This window comes from Curtobacterium sp. MWU13-2055, assembly GCF_023242305.1.
Classification (GTDB): domain Bacteria; phylum Actinomycetota; class Actinomycetes; order Actinomycetales; family Microbacteriaceae; genus Curtobacterium.
This window is the reverse complement of record NZ_JALLIO010000014.1, coordinates 1-18,465: the sequence shown is the minus strand read 5'-3', so window position 1 is coordinate 18,465 and position 18,465 is coordinate 1. Positions and strand designations below refer to the sequence as shown.

Annotated in this window: 11 protein-coding genes and 1 tRNA gene; 3 read left to right on the top strand and 9 right to left on the bottom strand. The window is 73.1% G+C overall.

Features of this window, described 5'->3' with window-relative positions; genetic code table 11:
• Positions 1-88: 88 nt before the first annotated feature.
• Genes M4960_RS18925 through M4960_RS18915 form a run of 3 tightly spaced genes read left to right on the top strand, consistent with a single transcriptional unit; the run spans position 89 to position 3,722 of the window.
• The gene (locus tag M4960_RS18925) at positions 89-1,003 is read left to right on the top strand and encodes a beta-1,6-N-acetylglucosaminyltransferase (protein ID WP_111086034.1); all 915 of its coding nucleotides are present in this window, start codon (positions 89-91) and stop codon (positions 1,001-1,003) included.
• Entirely contained in the window at positions 1,000-2,544 is a 1,545-nt protein-coding gene (locus tag M4960_RS18920) for a lipopolysaccharide biosynthesis protein (RefSeq protein ID WP_131879865.1), read from the top strand. The genes M4960_RS18925 and M4960_RS18920 overlap by 4 nt, the downstream gene beginning before the upstream one ends.
• Positions 2,541-3,722 (top strand): glycosyltransferase family 4 protein, encoded by a 1,182-nt coding sequence (locus M4960_RS18915; RefSeq protein WP_134193958.1) that lies wholly within the window; start codon positions 2,541-2,543, stop codon positions 3,720-3,722. The genes M4960_RS18920 and M4960_RS18915 overlap by 4 nt, the downstream gene beginning before the upstream one ends.
• Positions 3,723-3,764: 42 nt before the next feature.
• On the opposite strand, the gene M4960_RS18910 is transcribed toward M4960_RS18915, so the two are convergent.
• The 9 genes from M4960_RS18910 to gltX all read right to left on the bottom strand — a co-directional run bounded on the left by M4960_RS18910 (position 3,765) and on the right by gltX (position 18,433).
• Positions 3,765-4,772, bottom strand: a complete 1,008-nt coding sequence (locus tag M4960_RS18910) for a glycoside hydrolase family 16 protein (protein ID WP_248705111.1) — start codon at positions 4,770-4,772, stop codon at positions 3,765-3,767.
• Entirely contained in the window at positions 4,769-6,808 is a 2,040-nt protein-coding gene (locus M4960_RS18905) for a PIG-L family deacetylase (RefSeq protein WP_248705110.1), read from the bottom strand. The genes M4960_RS18910 and M4960_RS18905 overlap by 4 nt, the downstream gene beginning before the upstream one ends.
• Complete coding sequence (locus tag M4960_RS18900; protein WP_248705109.1) at positions 6,795-10,346, bottom strand: glycosyltransferase; 3,552 nt, start codon at positions 10,344-10,346, stop codon at positions 6,795-6,797. The genes M4960_RS18905 and M4960_RS18900 overlap by 14 nt, the downstream gene beginning before the upstream one ends.
• The gene (locus M4960_RS18895; protein WP_123294830.1) at positions 10,343-11,305 is read right to left on the bottom strand and encodes a glycosyltransferase family 2 protein; all 963 of its coding nucleotides are present in this window, start codon (positions 11,303-11,305) and stop codon (positions 10,343-10,345) included. The genes M4960_RS18900 and M4960_RS18895 overlap by 4 nt, the downstream gene beginning before the upstream one ends.
• Positions 11,302-12,246 (bottom strand): glycosyltransferase family 2 protein, encoded by a 945-nt coding sequence (locus tag M4960_RS18890; RefSeq protein ID WP_248705108.1) that lies wholly within the window; start codon positions 12,244-12,246, stop codon positions 11,302-11,304. The genes M4960_RS18895 and M4960_RS18890 overlap by 4 nt, the downstream gene beginning before the upstream one ends.
• A gap of 426 nt (positions 12,247-12,672) precedes the next feature.
• Positions 12,673-15,480, bottom strand: coding sequence for an alpha/beta fold hydrolase (locus tag M4960_RS18885; protein ID WP_248705107.1), 2,808 nt, complete (start codon positions 15,478-15,480; stop codon positions 12,673-12,675).
• A 339-nt stretch (positions 15,481-15,819) separates the two neighbouring features.
• A tRNA-Gln gene (locus tag M4960_RS18880) sits at positions 15,820-15,891 on the bottom strand.
• A 45-nt stretch (positions 15,892-15,936) separates the two neighbouring features.
• On the bottom strand, positions 15,937-16,935 hold the full coding sequence (locus M4960_RS18875; RefSeq protein WP_123937653.1) for an NAD(P)/FAD-dependent oxidoreductase: 999 nt from the start codon (positions 16,933-16,935) through the stop codon (positions 15,937-15,939).
• 10 nt (positions 16,936-16,945) lie between these two features.
• Positions 16,946-18,433, bottom strand: a complete 1,488-nt coding sequence (gene gltX, locus M4960_RS18870) for a glutamate--tRNA ligase (protein WP_248705105.1) — start codon at positions 18,431-18,433, stop codon at positions 16,946-16,948.
• Positions 18,434-18,465 lie beyond the last annotated feature (32 nt).

The following is an 18,465-nucleotide window of genomic DNA, read 5'->3' as shown; positions in this document are numbered from 1 at the left end:
CGGGGGGCCCTGCGGGAAACCGCCGTTCCCCCGCAGGTGGTCCCGACCTCCCTTGTCGGTGCTGCCGGGCCCGCTTAGCGTCGCGGACATGGCCATCACTCCCACGCCACTCGCGTGCATCGTCCTCGCCCACGAGGACCCGACGCACGTCCGTCGGCTCGTGGCGGCGCTCGACCCGTTCCCGGTGTTCCTGCACTGCGACGCGAGCACCGACGACGACGTCTTCGAGGCGATGACCGCCGGCCTGCCCGAACGGGTGCACGTGCTGCCGCGGATGCGCACCGGGTGGGCGAAGTGGGAGAACGTCGCGGCCGAGGTCGCCGGCTACCGTGCTGCCCTGGCGCAGACGGACGCCACGCACGTGGCGCTGCTGACCGGCAGCGACTACCCGCTGGCCGACGCCGACGAGATCTCGGCGCTCCTGACCGCGAACCCCGGGCGGTCGTTCGTCGAGGCGAAGCCGCTCCCGCACCCCGCGTGGGGTCGCGACGGCGGTCGGTCGCGCGTGCGGTTCCGGCACTGGGCGTGGCGGAAGCACATGCTGCGCCTGCCGGTCCCCCGTCGGGTCCCGCGCGACGTCGTGTTCGGCGGCGGCTCGCAGCTCAAGGTCCTGGCCCGCCACCACGCGCAGGGGGTCGTCGACGTGTTCGACGGGCGCCCCGACCTGGTGGCGTTCTGGGAGCGGGTGTGGATCGGCGACGAGACCTTCGTGCCGTCGGTCCTGCTGACCCCGGCGTTCACCCCGGACTTCGCGGACGCCCACGCGGTGCAGCCGCTCTGGTGGATCGGGTGGGACGGCACGAAGCAGAAGAGCCCGCCGTGGCTCGGGATCGAGGACGCCGGCCGGGTGCTGGAGCGTCGTACCGCGGCTGACCAGTCGACCCCGTACGTGTTCGCCCGGAAGTTCTCGACGTCCCGGAGCACCGACCTGCTCGACGTGGTCGACGCGACCTTCGGGCTCCGCACGTCAGCCGACGACCAGCCGGTGGTGGTGGCACAGTGACAGTCCCCCAGACCCGACGCGAGGCGCGTGCGGCCGAGGCGGCTGCGCTGGCGGCACAGCCCGACGACGACGAGCTCGAGGCGTCCGTGCAGCCCGCGGCCCCCGGCGCGCTGTCCACCGACACGGACTCGATCGCCGTCGCACGCGGCTCGTCCGTCCTGTTCGGCCGGGGCCTGCTCTACGTGGTCGTCTGGTCGATGCAGCTCGTCGTGAGCTCGTTGATCTCCCCCGTGCTCGCGCACCTGATGCCACCGGCCGAGTTCGGCGTGCTGGCCTCGGCGATCGCGCTGTACCAGGCCCTGGTGGTCGTGGCCGTCTGCGGCATCGACCAGGCGTCGGTGCTGCAGCGCGCCGAGGACGGCGACGACCGGCGTGCCCGGGGCCTGATGTTCGTCGGCATGGTCACCGCGGTCACCGTCACCGTGTTCGCCCTGGTGTCGATCCCGCTCTGGGGCGACGCCGCGGGCTTCGTCGACCAGCACCCCCTGCTGCTGGTCGCCGTGCTCTGGACCGGGCCCGCCGCGATCGTGCAGCTGTCCCTCGCGCTGCTCGTCGCCCAGGACCGCATCCGCGTGTTCGCCGTGACGAGCCTGCTGTCGTCCGTCGGCGGGTCGATCATCGGTCTCGGGCTCCTCGCCGCCGTGCACGCTGACGCGACCACGTACGCGTGGGGCGGGGTCGTGGCGCAGGGCGCTGCGATGGTCATCGGCATCATCGCCACGAAACCGCGGTTCCGCGGGCTGTTCGACCACCGCACCACGGTCCGGGCGTTCAAGCTCGGTGTCCCGATCGCGCTCGGCAGCCTGTCGTACTTCGTCCTGAACGCCGGTGACCGGCTCGTCGTGCAGCGCCTGCTCGGTGCCGACGAGGTGGCCCGCTACCAGATCGCCTACGTCGTCGGCTCCGCGGTCATCCTGCTGCTGACCTTCACGAACCAGGCCTGGGCGCCGCACTTCGCCGCCCTCCGCGACGCCGTGGCCCGCCGCCGGCTCGCCATGCACGCCCGGGACGAGCTCTACATGCTCCTCGCCCCCGTGCTCGTCGCCGTCACCCTCGTGTCGCCGGTGGCGCTGCCGATCCTGGCCCCGGCGTCGTACCGGGTCGAGTCCCTCACCGTCGTCGTCTTCGTGGTCGCCCTGACCGCGTTCCCGGTGGTCGCGAGCGGTGCGACCGGCCGGCTCCTGCTGGTCGAGCGCCGCGGCGTGACGGTCGGCGTCATCGGCGCCGTCGCCGGTGTCGTGAACATCGCGGCGAACCTGGTGCTGGTGCCCCTGACGGGCATCGTCGGCGCGGGCATCGCCACGGTCATCGCCTACGCCATCCTCGCCGCACTGCAGCAGGCCTCCCTGCCGGACCGCCGTGAGTGGCGCGGCCCTCGACGCCGGGTGCTGCTCGCCATCGCGATCGCGATCGTCGTCGCCGCGGCCTCGCTCCTGCCCCCACAGGACCTCGCCTGGAACATCGTGCGCATCGTCGGCGTCGCCGCGTGCCTGCCCTGGTTCTTCCGCCGCCTGAAACTCGCTCGCGGAGGATCCGCATGACACGTCCCACCCCCCGTCCGCTGCGTGTCGTCGTCGCCACCAACGGACTCGCCATCACCGGCGGTGTCGAACGCTGCGTCGTCGAGGACGTCGGCGAGCTCGTCGCGGCCGGCCACGAGGTCGAGGTGTGGCACCGCGCCGGTCCGGACGGCGACCCGGACGAGGGCCGCGCGGTGTTCGACCGGCTCGGTGTCCGACTGCGCCACGCCCGCGACTACCGCTTCGGCATCCGGACCGCCCCGACGGACGTGTTCCGCTTCGTCCGCGAGGGCCTCCGCCTCCGCCGGTCGCGCCCGGACGTCCTGTGGCTGAACCGTCCGGAGTTCCTGCCGTGGGGCCGCGTCGTGTCCTTCGTGTCCGGCGTCCCCCTGGCCGTGCACCTGCACCACGCCCCGAACTACCGTCGGCTCGGCCCGTTCGCCGGCGGCCGGACCCGGTACCTCGCGGTCTCGGCGGCGATGGCCCGTGCGTGGACCGCCGTCGGTGCCCCGCCGGACCGCGTCGACGTGGTCCCGAACGGCGTCGACACCGCGGCGTTCCCCGCCGCCACGCCGGCGAGCACGCGCCGAGCACGCGCTGCGCTCGGCCTCGACCAGGACCGCCCCGTGGTGCTCTACTACGGACGGCTCACGCGGTCGAAGGGCGTCCTGGCCCTCCTGGAGGCGTGGGGTCGCGTCCACGCGTCGGCCCGCGTCCTCGTCGGGCCCGGCACACCGCCCGCCCCGGCTCCGGTGCTCGTCCTGGCGGGTGCGCTGTACCCACAGGACGCCCCCGCCGTGCACCGCGCGATCGCCGCGTTGCCCGAGGGATCCGTGGTCGTGGTGCCCGAGCGCGACGACGTCGTCCCCCTGCTGCACGCCGCCGACGTCGTGGTGGCACCCTCCATCGAGCCCGAGGGGTTCGGCCGCGTGGTCGTCGAGGCGATGTCCACCGGACGCCCCGTCGTCGCGGCGGCGTCGGGCGGCACCGCCGAGATCCTCAGCGGCGAGTGGACGCGCTTCACCGTCGACCCCACCGAGACCGCCGCGCTGGCCGACAAGGTCCTCGAGGCGCTGCACGCGGCCGAGACCGAACCCGGTCTCGCGGACCGGTGCCGAGCCTGGGTGCGGGACCGGTACGGCCGGGAGCGGCACGTCGCGGCGCTGCTCCGGGCGCTCGAGGCGCACGCAAAGCACTGATGGACGACGACTGAGCGGTGCCGACGACGACGTCGGCACCGCTCAGTCGTTCGGGTCCGTCGTCGCGGTGTCGTCCGGCAGCGACGCGCTCGGCGCGGCACCGTCCGCCGGCACGTCGATCGTCATCCAGTCGATGAGGAGCGACCCGGCGGCGTCCGCCGGTGGGTTCCCGTCGTTCGACCCGGCCTGCACCACGAGGTGCATCCGAGCGGTCGGGATGTTCTCCGTGGTCGTGCCGACGACCTCGTCGTCGACCAGGAACGACATCCGGTCGGCGGTCCACTCGATCGTGTAGGTGTGCCAGTCCTGCAGCGACGCCTCGGTCTGCTGGTGGATGCACTTCTCGGCGGGGTCGGCCAGGCAGTGCACGTTCAGCCAGGCGGGCGCACCGAGCGCCCCCTCGGGGAAGTCGATCTCACCGTCCGACCACAGGTTCTCGTCGCTCCACAGCAGCACGGCGACGCCGTAGCCGTCGACCTCGTCGCTGCGCATCCGGATGCTGTACCGGCCGGCGGTCTGCCCGCCCCACTCGCCGTCGACGAGCGGCACGACACCGCCCGCCAGCGGCACCCCGGCGCGCGTGGTCCGCAGACGCACGTCGAGCACGCCGTCGTGCGCCGACAGGGTGGACGCCTGGTAGCGTCCCGTCCCCGCGGTGTCGGCGAACCCGTGGTATGCGACGAACCGGTCCGAGTACCGGGACTCGAAGGTCCGGTTCGTGGCGGCGTCGGCGAAGTCCTCGCCGAACACCCGGGTCCACCCCTCGGGCTCGGAGCTCGGCATCGAGACGCCGCTCGGGTCGTCGAGGGTCACGTCGTCACCGTTCGCCGTGGTGGTCGCGGTCGTGGTGCCGGCGACGATGCCGGCAGCCACGAGCAGGGCGCCGGCCGCGAGCGCGGTCCGGCGGGTGCCGGGGCGCCGCGGCGGTCGGTGCCGGGACAGGCCGCGACCGTGTGCCGGTGGGGCGCCGTGGGCGGATGCCGCGTCGTCGGCGACGTGTTCCGACCAGGTGGGGCGGGCCTCCTGGCCGTCGCCCTGCTCGTCGGTCACCCGGTCGTCCACGCGCGGATCTCGGAGAGACCGACGTTGCCCGTGCTGTTCGAGACGCCCGTCACCGTGAACCGCACCCAGGTGACGTCACGCGGGGTGAAGTCGACCGTCAGGGCGTCGCCGCCGTTCGGCAGGGTGCCCACCGCGACCTGGCTGCCGTCCGAGAACGTCAGGGTGCCGCTGGTGACCTGGTCCGAGCTGTTCGGGCGGTCGTTCAGGACGATCCGACCGAGGTGCTGCGAGGCGGCCCAGTCCAGCTGGATCCACACCCCGGTCCGGCCCCACGGGGCGACCCACTCGGCCGTCGGGTTGTCGGGGTAGCCCGACACGACGCCGTCGACGGCCTTCGCGACGGTCTGCCCGGTGGACTGGTCGTCCCACGCGGCGGTCGGGGTGGCCGACCCGGTGACGTCCGACAGCGTCGGCGTCGGGTTCGGCGTCGGCGTCGGCGTCGGCGTCGGGGTGGGCGTGGGGGTCGGCGTCGGCGTGGGCGTCGGCGTGGTGTCCGCCGGCCGGAACGCCCGGATCTCGGCGAGGCCGACGTTCCGGGTCGTGCTGCTCACGGAACCGACCGTGAACCGCACCCACGTGACCTGACGGGCGCTGAACGCGACACGCTGCACGGCTCCCCCGTTGTCGAGCGACGGGACGGCGACGCTGGTGCCGTCGGAGAACGTCAGCGTGCCGCCGGTCACCTGGTCGTCGCTGTTCGGCCGGTCGGCCAGGTCGATCTCCTGCAGGGTGGTTCCCGCGGACCAGTTCAGCTGGATCCACGTGCCCGCTCGGCCACCGGGCGCCGCCCACTCGGCCGTCGGGGCGTCCGGGTAGCCGCTCACGACGCCGTCGACGGCCTTCACGGCGGTCTGACCGTCGGCCGGGTTCTCGCCGCTCGCGGTGACGGTCGCGCCGGCGGTGACGTCGGTGCCCTGCGAGGTCGGCGGGTCCGTCGGGGGCTGGGCCGACGAGCCGACGGCGTACTGCCGGCTCAGCCAGGAGCCCTCCGGGCGCGACGCGCAGGCGGAGGTGGAACCACAGGTCTCACCGTCGTACGCGGCGTAGGCGAAGAAGGCGGCGGCCTTCGCGGCCGTCTGCGCGGAGCTCAGGTTCGACGGGCGGTCCGCGATCGGGTACCCGAGGTAGCCCGTGAACGTGTGCGCCGCCGTGTAGGCGGACTGCGCCTGGTCGGCGAGGTACGCGACGGTGTGGTGGTCGCTGTGGTCGCCGTCGCCGTACGTGCCGCCGTGGTCGAGCGTGTGGATCTCGGTCGGCGCGTACCCGGTGACGAGCCCGGAGAACGTCGCGCGCAGGTCGGTCAGCGAGAAGGACGTCGGTTGGGCTGCCCCGGCGACGGTGTGGATCGTGCTGATCTGGCCCTCGTAGAGCTTCTCCAGGCTCTCGCCGCCCGTAGCCGCGAAGCCGGAGCCGTCGATGTTGCCGTCCGGCAGCTCGAGGAACACCAGGCTGAGCCGCGGGGCCGTCGCCAGGGTCGCCGTGCGGAGCGTGTGGCCGGCGACCGAGAGCTGCCCGGCGGTCCAGTTCGACGAGACGCCGGCGATCGACGCGTACGACGCCATCAACCCGTTCTCGCGGGACTGCCAGTACCAGGCGGGCTTGCCGGCGTCACCGGCGGTGACGATGACCGAGCGGACGCACTTGCCGGCGTCGATGTCGGCGCGGAGCTCGGTTCCGGAGAACAGCAGGTCGTCGTCGGCGTGCGCCACCATCGTGAGGACCCGGCCGGCGCTGCAGTCGGCGTTCGCGGCGGCTGTGCCACCCGTCGGTGTGCTGCTCGGCGTGGGCGTGGGCGTCGGCGTGGGCGTCGGCGTCGGCGTCGGCGTCGGCGTCGGCGTCGGCGTGCTGGTCGGCGTGCTCGGCGGCGGTGTCTTCCGACCTCGTGCATCGGCGGACATCGCACCGCCGGGTCCGGCGACGACGGCGACGACCGCCAGGACCCCCAGGACCGCCGCGGCGGACGCGGCGCGCGTGCGCCACGTCCGCCGGGGGGCCCGGGTCGTGCGGTGTTCAGTTCGTGGCATGTGCGAGTCCTGCCGGGGTCAGTTCGTAGACGGCGGTGGTGCCGGAGCCGAAGACGCGCTTCCAGTAGGGCGAGTCGGCCATCGCGGCCGCGAGCTCCTGGTAGTCGGCGTCGGTCTGGTACCCGTACCGCTCGTCGTAGGCGCCGAAGGGCTCGGCGACCAGTGCGTAGTACTTCGTCGCCGGCCAGTCCAGGACGAGCTGGCGGGTCATCGTGGACACGTCGGCCTCGGCGTCGTAGCCCTCCGGCTCCGGGTACGCCCCGAGGACCTCGCGGGACAGCGCCCCGACGTCGAAGTAGCGTGCGCCGGTGTTGCTCGGGACGGCGTTCGCCGAACCGGTCAGCAGCATCATCGAGCCCTTCGGCGCGGTCGCGTCGTAGAACTGCGTCGCCGCCGACTGGCTGCGCGTCGGGACGCGGTTCCAGTCGAGGGCGGTCTGACCGAACGCGCCGATGCCGACCATCGCGGCGACCGCGGCCGCAGCGATGACGACCTTGACCGCCGTGGGCCGCACCGCACGGGCGACGAGTCGACCGACGGGAGCCAGCCGGCCGCTGGGCATCGGGAGCCCTGCCGCCAGGATCGCGATCCACGGTGTCGCGAACAGCACGACGCGGAAGATGCCCTCCTGGCCGTAGTTCGTCGCGACGAGCAGCGAGATCGGGCTCGCTGCCGTGGCCAGCAGTCCCCAGTGCACGCGGTCGCGGCGCATCAGCACGGTGATCACGGCGACGAGGCCGAGGACCACGAGGGCCGCCGCGGGGATGTCGAACGCGAGCCGTGTGACGAGCGGCTTCGGCAGGACCGTCATGTCGTGCGACGGCGGCTGCACGTTGTCGAGCACCTTGCCGACGGCTCCCAGGGACAGGAACTTGCCCAGGATGTCGTCGTTCAGCAGGGCGAAGCCGACGGCGGGGACGAGCACCACGACGGGGAGCCACCAGGGGCGGAGCAGTCGGAACACGATGAGCGTCACGAGTGCGGCGACCGTCAGGTACGGGGAGATCTGGTGGGTGACGACCAGCACGATGCCGATCAGGGTGATCGCGATGATCCGGGACAGGCCGACGCGGCGGGCCCGCAGGATCGTCGAGCGGACGCCGTCGGCGGCGGTCACCGCGGTGCGTCGCAGCGGGCCGACGGCCAGCACGAGGATCACCAGGGACATCAGGATGCCCACCGACTGCGGCGAGAAGTACGTCGTGTTGAGCGAGCCGGTCATCGCGGTCAGGAACGCGGCGATCCAGGGGCGACGGTTGCCCGGCAGCCAGTTGGCGGCCAGGACCCCGACGGCGATCGTCGTGCTGAAGGCCAGCAGGACGGGGACCCACGCGGCGATGGTCATCGCGTTGTCGATCCCGCCGACGTCCGCGACCCAGGCGCCGCCGGCGAACAGGCCGGACCACGTCTGGAAGATGTCGGCGGCCGGGTTCGTCGAACCCCAGCGGCGGATGTACTCGAGCACGCCGATGTGACGGGCGGCCGCCATCACGGTGGGCATGCCGTAGGTGATGGCCTGTGCGAGCTGGATCGACCCGCCGAGCACGACGACCGGGATCGCGAGTCCGCGACCGCGCACCAGGGCGACGACGGCAGCGGCGACGACGATCGCCAGTCCGATGACCAGGCCGGGGCCGAGCGACCCGAACAGCCCGTCCGGCACCGGGTCGCCGATGTGCGTGAGCGCGGCGACGACGATGACGAGCAGGCCGACGACCGAGCCGGCGGTGACGGTGTCGGTGGTGGTCCAGCGCCGGGCCGTGGCGCCCTCGGCGGCCGGCTCGAGGCGGGCGCGCTGCAGTTCGGCGACGTCACGCGGCACGGCGATCGCCAGGGCGACGGCGGTGAGCACGACGACCCCGACGAACGGCACCGTGGGGTTCCAGAGCTGGAACGTCGCCATCGTGTAGCCGATGCCGATCGTGCCGACGAGCGACGCCGTGACCGCGAAGACGCTGAAGCGTGCCAGCGGCATCGGGCGGACGAGCAGCAGGGGTGCGACGCCGAGCAGCGCGAACAGGTACACGCCGATCGCACTCCCCCGCAGTACCGGGAGTCCGGCGATCGCGGCAACCCCGGCGACGAGGAGCGTCAGGACGACGATCGCCGCTGCGGTGAGTCGTGCGATCGGGCTCATCGCGTCCACCGCGAGCGGGCGGGCGGGACCGGCCGAGGCCAGACCGTGCCGGAGCTCGTGGCGACCGCGGGCGTTCCGGTCGATCGTGCCACCACCACGCAGTCGTTCGACGAGCGCCAGGAACGGCGCCGTCAGGACCGAGCGCTGCTCGACCCCGCGCAGCCGCCGCTGGGTGGCGGCGAACTCGGCGTCGACCGCGTCGGGCACGCGGTCCGCGTCACCGGGCTGGTCGCCGGCGATGTCCGTCGCACGGTCGCCCTGCTCGAGGCCGAGTCGTGCGAAGGCGCTGAGCGCCTCGGGCGCTGCGTCCACCGATGCGGTGAGCGACTCGCGGTCGATGGCGTTCTTGGTCATCCAGGCTCCGAGTCCGTGGCCGTGCGCGGCTGCAGCGGCGCGGAGCGACGCGACGTCGTCCGCCGATCGCTGCCACGCGATGGCGGCCGGTTCGACGGCGATCGCGGATCCGGCGAACAGCAGTCGTGTGAAGAGGTCGAGGTCGTCGCCGGCACCGACGCGGGTGCCCGGTCCGAAGGCGGTGTCGAAGCCGCCGATCCGGAGCGCGGTCGCGCGGTGCACGGCGAGGTTGTCACCGGTGCCGTAGGCAGCGGCGGCGAAGGGGTGGTGCGGGGGCGCGTCGTCGGTGCCGTCGAGGCGGAACACCCGACGGCGGACGGTGCGGCCGGCTGCGGTGCGGTCGTCGTGCCAGCGCTGCGCGGGGGTGCGCAGTTCGGCGCTCGGGACGAGCCCGGTGACGCAGGCGACGTCGGGGTCCGCGGCGAAGGCGGTGGCCAACGCGGCGACCCAGTCACCGTCCACGACGGCGCCCTCGGCGACGAACGCGACGACCTCGCCGCTCGCGGCGAGGAGTCCGGCGTTGCGGGCGGCGGCGAGGCCACCGGTCGGCGCGGCGATCGTGGTGACGCGCCGACCGCCGATCTCGACCGTCGCGGTGCCGCTGTCGTCGGCGCCGTGCGAGACGACGACGACGTCGAAGTCGGGGTACTCGTTGGCGAGCACCGACCGCATGGTGGTGCCAGCGGCCCCGTCCGTGCAGAGCACCACGGTGACGGACGGCAGCACCAGACCTGCTGCCGGCCGACGCTCGGGCACCGGCATCGGCCGGATCGCGCGCTGGAGGGTGCGGACGTCGATGGTCCCACCGATGCGGCGACGCTCGGTGATGTCCGCCTCGACGAAGCCGAGCGGCTCGCCGTGGTCGCGGACGAGCAGTCGAGCGCGCCGGTAGCCCGCGGCGCCCTCGAGTGCGACCACGTCACGGTGGCTGGACGCGTGCACGTCGGCGCGGTCGACCTCGCCGACCCACAGGGCGCCGTCCCACGTCGGGGACAGCGGCCCGGTCACGATCGGCGAGATGACCATCGCCAGGGTCGCGCGGGTCACCGCGTCCCCACCGGCTGGGGGACGGGGGCGGCCGCCGGGGTGCGGACGACGACGCCACCGAGGACACGCCCGACGGCGTAGCCCGTGACGGTCGACGCGACGGAGAGCACGATCGCGAAGGCACGCAGGGCACCGCCACGACCGATGTGGCGCAGTTCGCGCAACACCGCTCCGGGGATGACCTTCGTCAGGTACGTCGACTCGCTGGCGAGCGAGTCACCCGTGCCGACGCGACGGCTCAGGACGGCCTTCGAGATGCCCTCGTAGTAGCTGCGACGGCGCAGGTAGCGCATCGTCACGCGGTCCGGGGAGACCCGGTGCGAGACGTTCGAGCGCGGTTCGTGGCGGATGCGCGCACCCGGACGGGCCTGGGCGATGCGGATGCAGAGTTCGGTCTCCTCGCAGCCGAGCGGCTGGTTGCCGACGCGGCCGATGCCGGAGCGGAACCCGCCGGCGAGCATGATCGCGTCACGGCGGAACGCCATGCTCGAGCCGATGACGTTGCGCACGTCGCCGGGGGTCTCGGGCAGGCCGCGGTAGGAGCAGCCGACGATCCAGAGGAGTTCGTCGGCGTACGGGCCGGCACCGGTGGCGGTGGGCCAGGACGGTGTGGCCCGGCCGCCGACGCCGACGACGTCCGGGTCCTCGAGGGCGGTGAGCATGTGGCCGAGCCAGTCCGGGTCGGCCGTCGCGTCGTCGTCCAGGAACGCGACGACGTCGGCGTCGGTGAGGGCGACGCCCGTGTTGCGGGCACCGGACAGGCCGCGGTCCTCGGTGTTCGGGACGACGCGGAGCTCGGGCCAGCGCGCCGCGGCGCGGGCGAGGAGCTCGGGTTCGTGGTCGATCACGACGACGACCTCGGGGGCCTCGGGCTGGCGCTTGGCGGACTCGACGCTGTCCTGCAGGTCGCCCCAGCGCTGCTGGGTGTAGGCGCAGATGACGACCGCGACGGTCGTCACGCGACTTCCTCCTCGAGGCTGGCCACGGCGGCGACGGGGGCGCCGTGCGGAGCGTGCCCGGCGGCGTGGACCGAGGCGTGCGCTGCGGCCGACGCGACGTGCGGTGCGGCGGCGTGCGGTACGGCGGCGTGCGGCACGGCGGCCAGCTGCTCGGCCGGCGGCACGACGCTCATCGCGGCGCGACGGACCTCGGAGCGGCCGATCGCTGCGCGACGACGCTCGTGCATGATCGACTTCAGCACCCGGATGCCGTCGGTCACGGCGTTCAGGTTGCTCGAGCCGTGCACGCGGAGCTTCTCGTGGCTGGGGACCTCGGTGATCGCGAGCTCGGCGGCCGACCAGCGGCAGGTGAGCACGGTCTCGATCTCGAACCCGTCGCCCCAGAGCATCGAGCCGTCGGACGGCTTCGGCAGCTCGGAGGACAGCAGGCCGATCTCCGGCAGGACGTCGGCCCAGAAGGCGTTGTAGCCGTAGCAGAGGTCGCTGTAGCGGGTGCCGAGGATGATGTTGCAGAGCATGTTCAGGCCACGGTTGCCCAGGTTGCGGACGATCGTGATGTCGTCACTGCCGCCGCCGAGCGAGTAGCGGGTGCCCTTCGCGACGTCGGCGCCCTCGACGAGCGCCTGCACGAAGCGCGGGATCTCGTCCGGGTCGGCGGAGCAGTCGGCGTCGAACATGACGACGACGTCGCCGGTGACGGCCTCGAACCCGCAGGCGAGGGCGTTGCCCTTGCCCTTGCGGGTCTGGTGCACGACGCGGATGTCGGGCATCACGCGCTGCGCGGTGGCGATGGTGTCGTCGACGGAGTTGCCGTCGACCAGGATCACCTCGTACACCGGCGGGAGCTTCGGCAGGATGATCTCGAGGTTTCGGGCCTCGTTCCGCGCCGGGATGACGACGGAGACCCTCGGGTCTGCAGGGCGAACGGTACGTGCGGGCATGGGCGCGGTCCTGTCGGGTCAGGGTTGCTGTCGGGTTGTGGCTCGTGTGACGAGCGGCGCGTCCTCGGATGACGCATCGACGACGGTGACCGTCGTCGGTCGAGCAGCGGGACGCGGGTACGACGCCGCCGGCTTCGCAGGTGAGTGGGTACTCTTCCCCGCGTGTCCAACCATCGTCGCGGGCTGGCAGGCGGTCAATGCGCGGTGCGGTCCATTGCGGACACTCGGCCGCGGATACGGAAACCCGCAACACCGCGCCGGCCGCGTGCCGTGGACGCAGGGGCAGACGTGACGGGAGGCGCGGTGCCAGCCCGCCCCGCGCCTCCCGTCCGCTTCCTGGTCGCGACCACCGCACCCGGTGAGCAGAAGACGTCGCCTCCGGACCGCGGAGGCGACGTCTTCTGCTCACTCGATGCGCGCAGCCGCTCAGTTCCGGGCCGCGCCCTCCGTCGCGAACGCCGCACGCAGCGCCGTCGCGAGGTCGGCCACGTGCGGTTCCCGCAGCAGCGAGCTGTGCTCGGCCGCGATCCGCACGGTCTCGGTCCGCCCGCGCAGCAGCGCGGACCAGCCGGTCGCGTCCGGGTTCGCATCGGCGAGCACGTACGTCGCCCGTCCGTGGAACGGCGTCGGGTGGTGCCGCCGGGTGACGAGCTCGGCCTGGTCGAAGAAGGCGTCGAAGTCCTTCTGCCCGCCGTGCCGCAGCACACCAGCGCTGTAGGCCCGCGCGCGCTTCGCGACGTGCTCGCCCCACGACATGCCGGACGGCATGACCCGCCGGACGGCCCCGGCGAGGCGCTGGCCGACGACACGGACGGCGGGGTTGCGGTGTTCGCGGGGCTCGAGCCGTCCGAAGTGCTTCCGGACCCCCTCGGCCCCGGTCCGCGGCAGGTAGGTGTCCAGCAGCGCGACGTGCTCGACCTGCTCGCCGCTCTCGGTGAGCAGCCGGGCGATCTCGAGCGCGATCAGCCCGCCGAGCGAGTGGCCGACCAGCAGGTACGGTCCGCGCGGCTGCACGATGCGCATCAGGGCGACGTACCGGCGGGCGCTGGCCTGGATGCTCCAGTCCGGCATGCCCCGACGCTCGAGGCCGTGCTGCTGGAACGCGTACACGTCGTGCTCGGGCAGATAGCGGGACAACGGCAGGAACGTCAGGGCGAGCGCTCCACCGCCGGCGAAGCAGAACACCGGCGGACGGCCGGACTCGCGCGCGCCGGACACCTTGACGACGTCGGGGTGGCTCGGCAGCGCCGTCGTGCCGCTCCGCACCCGTCGGGCGAACGCCCGGAGCGTGGGGTGCTGCAGGACGTCTGACGAGCGCAGGTCGATGCCGAGACGGCTCTGCACGAGCGCGAGCATCTCCTCCGCCGACAACGAGTCGCCGCCGAGGGCCGAGAAGTCCTCGTCGAGGTGGACGCCGCGCAGGCCCAGCACCTCGGCCCAGATCTGCCCGACCACGAGCTCCCACTGGTCGTACTCGCCCTCGACCATCTCGGTCTCGATGCTCGGCGCACCCGGCAGCTCGGCCCGGTCGACCTTGCCGCGCTCGTTCCGCGGCAGCTCGGTCATCGGCACGATCGACGCCGGCACCATGTACTCCGGCAGGCGGTCCCGCAGGGCCAGGCGCAGGGCCGCGGGCGCCGGTGTGCGCTGGCCCGGACGGCCGACGACGTACGCGACGAGGCGGGTGACGGCGGGCGGGTCGACCTGCGCGGTGACGACGGCGTCGTGCACCTCGGGGATCGCGCGGAGCGCCGCCTCGACCTCGCTCGGTTCCACGAGGTACCCGCGGACCTTGACGGCGTCGTCGGAGCGTCCGAGCAGCACGAGCCGGCCGTCCGGCTCGATCCGGGCCAGGTCGCCCTGCCGCCACGTCGGCGTGCCGTCGTCGGTGTGTCCGGCACGTTCGGCGGTCTTCTCCGGGGCACCCCAGTACCCGGCGGTCAGGCCCTGGGAGACGATGACGAGTTCGCCGGTCTCCCCCGGGTCGGCGGGGCTGCCGTCCTCGCGCAGCACGAGCACCTGCTTGCCGGGCAGCGGCCACCCAGCGGGCACGACGCCCTCGGGCACCGGGGCACCGGGCTCCACGGGGCAGTAGGCCACGCAGCCGGTCTCGCTCGACCCGAAGGCGTTCAGCAGCAGGGTCGTCGGGTCGAGGTGCGGTCGGGCGGCGGCGATGTCGGCGCCGGTCACCGCCTCGCCGGTGGTCATCAGGAAGCGGAGGCCGCCGAGCGCGGGGCCCGCCCCGGACGCCTGCGCCCCGGGTGCCGTCTGCGAGCCGACGATCGACCGCAGCAGGTGCGGGGTGCAGACGAGGACGTTCACGCCGTCGGCGGAGAACCGTGCGAGCAGGCGTTCGACGCCGAGCTCGCGGGGTTCGAGGAGCACGACGCTGCCGCCGCTCAGCAGGGTGTCGAACGAGAACAGCAGACCGGCGGCGAACGACAGCGGCAGGACCACGCCGAGGCGGTCACCGGGTCCGGTGCCGAGGGCGACGGCGTCCTGCTCGGCGTTCGCGAGCTGCTGCCGGTGCGTCAGGACGACACCCTTCGGCATGCCCGTCGAGCCGGAGGTGAACACGATCGCGAACGCGTCGTGGCCGCCCGGGCGGGTGCCGGGGCGGGTGCCGGCGGCGCGGGTTCCGGCGGGCGCGTCGGCTGCCGTGTCCGCTGCAGTGTCGGCCGTCGTCACGTCGGTCGCCCTCTCGTCGCTCGCCGACTCGCCGCGTCGTTCGATCAGCTCGTCGAGTGCGTGCACCCGGCCGTCCCGGTCGGCGACGACGGTCGCCGCCAGGTCGGCGCGCGCGGTGTCCGCCACGATCTCGTCGACCCCGGCGAGCTGTGCGACGTGCCCCAGGCGGACCGCTGGCAGGTGCTCGTCGAGCACCACCACGGTGCGCCCCGCGCGGACGAGCGCCAGGATCGCGACGACGGCCTCGGTGGTCTGGCCGGCCATGACGCCGACCGGCTTCGATGCCCCACCGGCCACGGCGCCGACGCCGGCACCACTGTGGTCGTCGGGTCGGAGCTCGGCCCCGAGCACCGACGCGAGGTCGCGCGCCGCCCGGTCCGCCTCGCTGAACGTGTAGGGACGGCCGTCCCCGGCAAGAGCAGCGGCGTCGCCGTGGAGCGCGACCACACGGTCCCAGCGGTCCAGGACGGAGTGGTCGTCGGCCAGCGGGATCGCGGCGCGGTGGGTCCAGTGCTCGGTCGTCGTCAGCGGGTCGGCAGAGGTCACGATGACACCTCGGATGCTCGTCGGCGGGCCGCCGCGGGTCCCGCGCCGGTCCTGCGACGGTACGTCCGACGCGGTACGGCCCACGAGCCGTGTCGCGCGGGGTGCGGGGTCACGCAACCCGACCGGGAGGCCCGGCGCACCTCCGCCAGCGTGCTCGGCCCCCGTACGGGGACGGTCCAGGGCCGCGGGTGGCCCGGGTGGGCGCGGAGCATCGTGCGGTTCCGCGCAACCTCGGAATGCGCGGTCCGGAGCCTGTGGATCGCCGATGGAGGCGATGGCGGCGCACGAGTCCGGAGACGAGAACAGCCCCCGGGGATCCCGGGGGCTGTTCTTCGAGTGCTGGGGTACCTGGACTCGAACCAAGAACGACGGTACCAGAAACCGCTGTGTTGCCAATTACACCATACCCCAAAAGGCCTGCTGGCCTTCCGTCCCCGTTGTCCGGGGCACGATCAACTACTGTACAGCATCCCGGAGGTCCACGAGACCACCCACGAGGTCTCGGTGCACTGCCGCTGCCGTCGTGGCACCGTGCCCGGCGGCGACGATGAGCTGCTCCGGCCCGGGAGGGGTCACGTCCCCCACGGCGTACAGCCCGGGAACCGTGGTCCGGCCGACCCGGTCGACGACGAGGAGTCCGTGGGCATCGCGCTCCGGGGCCGTCGGCGCGCCGGGCGTGTCGGCGCGCAGCCAGTCGAGGTCCGCGTGCCACGTCGGTCGGACGAAGCCGCCCGTCCGCGGCTCCACGTGGCCATCGACCAGCCGGACCCCGGTCATGCCGGTCCGGTCGCCCTCGAGGTCCTCGATCACCCGCTCGTCGACCACGACGCCGGCACGCGCCAACCGGGCTCGCCCCGCGTCGTCGAGCGGAGCGACACCGTTCGTGTACACGATGAGGTCGTCGGCCCACGCCGCGATGAGCAGTGCCCGGTCCACGACGTCGTCGGTCTCGCAGATGAAGGCGAGGGGCTCCCCCGCCTTCTCGTACGCGTCGCACTCGACGCAGCTGTGCACCGCGGTGCCGTACAACGCACGGAGCATCGGCAGTGCCGGGAACTCCTCGCGCAGCCCCGTGGCGACGACGACGGTCCGCGCCCGCGCGTCCACCTCGGCACCACGCCAGGTCCCGTGCAGCCGCCACCCGTCGGCGTCGGGGGTCACCAGGTCGACCACGGCCTGCACGATCGTCGCCTCGGGGTACTCCTCGACCTCGGCGCGACCGAGCTTCCGGAGCTCGAGGGGGGAGATCCCGTCACGCGTCAGGAAGCCGTGCGACCGCAGGGTCGCGGCGTTGCGTGGCCGGTTCGCGTCGACGAGGAGCACCGTGCGCTTCGCCCGCACCAGGTTGAGCGCAGCGCTCAGACCGGCCGGTCCGGCGCCGATGACCGCGACGTCGTGGACGACCGGGGTACTCGGCACACCCGTGGGTCCTGCAGCGCTTCCCGCGGTGCTCATCGTTCGCCGTTCAGCGGGCCGCGAGGGCGCGGAGCCGCGTCAGGGTGGACTCCTTGCCGAGGATCTCCATCGACTCGAAGAGCGGCGGGCTGATCCGGCGCCCGGAGACCCCCACGCGCAGCGGACCGAAGGCGACCCGGGGCTTCAACCCGAGGTCGTCGATGAGCGCCGTGCGGAGGGCACCCTCGATCGCCTCGGTCCGCCAGTCGTCGAGCTGCTCGAGCGCCGCGATGCCGGCCGTGAGCACGGCGCCGGTGTCGCCCTTGAGCGATGCCTGTGCGTCGTCCTCGACCACCAGGTCGGCGTCGGCGGTGAACAGGAACCCGAGCATCGCCGGGGCCTCACCGAGCAGCTGCATGCGCTCCTGGACGAGCGGCGCCGCCTTCGTCAGGACCTCGGTCTGCTCCGCGGTCGGCGGGTCGGCCACGAGGTCGGTCAGGTACGGCAGGAGCCGGGAGCGGAAGTCCGACGGCTCGAGCAACCGGATGTGGTCGCCGTTGATCGCCTCGGCCTTCTTGTGGTCGAAGCGCGCCGGGTTCGGGTTGACGTCGGTGACGTCGAACGCCGCCACCATCTCGTCGATCGAGAAGACGTCGCGGTCGGCGCCGATCGACCACCCCAGCAGGGCCAGGTAGTTGACGAGCCCCTCGGGGATCATGCCGGCGTCGCGGTGGTGGAACAGGTTCGCCTCGGGGTCGCGCTTCGAGAGCTTCTTGTTGCCCTCGCCCATGACGTACGGCAGGTGACCGAACACCGGGATCGCCGGTGCGAGCCCGATCTCGTACAGCGCCTCGTACAGGGCGATCTGCCGCGGGGTCGACGACAGCAGGTCCTCGCCGCGCAGGACGTGCGTGATGCCCATCAGGGCGTCGTCCACCGGGTTCGTGAACGTGTACAGCGGCTTGCCGTTCGGCCGGACGACCACGAAGTCCGGGAACGTCCCCTGCTTGAAGGTGATCTCGCCACGGACGAGGTCGTCGAAGCTCAGGTCACTGTCCGGGACCCGGAGTCGCAGCGCCGGCTCGCGGCCCTGGTCGCGGAACGCCTGACGCTCGTCGTCGGACAGGTCCCGCTCGTGGTTGTCGTAGCCCTGCTTCGGATCGCGCCCGGCAGCCTTGTTGCGGGCCTCCATCTCCTCGGGCGTGACGAAGGACTCGTAGATGTGCCCGGACGCCTTGAGCTTCGCGATGACGTCGTCGTAGATCGCGGTCCGCTCCGACTGCCGGTACGGTCCGTGCTCACCGCCGGCGTCGACGCCCTCGTCCCAGTCCAGCCGGAGCCAGCGCAGGCCGTTGAGGATCTGCGCGTAGGACTCTTCGCTGTCCCGCGCGGCGTCGGTGTCCTCGATGCGGAACACGAGCTTGCCGCCGGTGTGGCGTGCGTACGCCCAGTTGAAGAGCGCCGTGCGGATGAGCCCCACGTGCGGGGTCCCCGTCGGGCTCGGGCAGAAACGGACGCGGATCTCGGACCCGGAAGCAGTGGTGAATGGCGCAGTCATGACCCGCCAATGCTACCGTCACGCCCTGCTCG

Excerpts from the sequence above, each read along its gene's own strand:
- M4960_RS18905 (WP_248705110.1), bottom strand. The coding sequence starts at position 6,808 with ATGCCACGAACTGAACACCGCACGACCCGGGCCCCCCGGCGGACGTGG.
- M4960_RS18925 (WP_111086034.1), top strand. The coding sequence starts at position 89 with ATGGCCATCACTCCCACGCCACTCGCGTGCATCGTCCTCGCCCACGAG.
- M4960_RS18915 (WP_134193958.1), top strand. The coding sequence starts at position 2,541 with ATGACACGTCCCACCCCCCGTCCGCTGCGTGTCGTCGTCGCCACCAAC.
- M4960_RS18875 (WP_123937653.1), bottom strand. The coding sequence starts at position 16,935 with ATGAGCACCGCGGGAAGCGCTGCAGGACCCACGGGTGTGCCGAGTACC.
- M4960_RS18890 (WP_248705108.1), bottom strand. The coding sequence starts at position 12,246 with ATGCCCGCACGTACCGTTCGCCCTGCAGACCCGAGGGTCTCCGTCGTC.
- gltX (WP_248705105.1), bottom strand. The coding sequence starts at position 18,433 with ATGACTGCGCCATTCACCACTGCTTCCGGGTCCGAGATCCGCGTCCGT.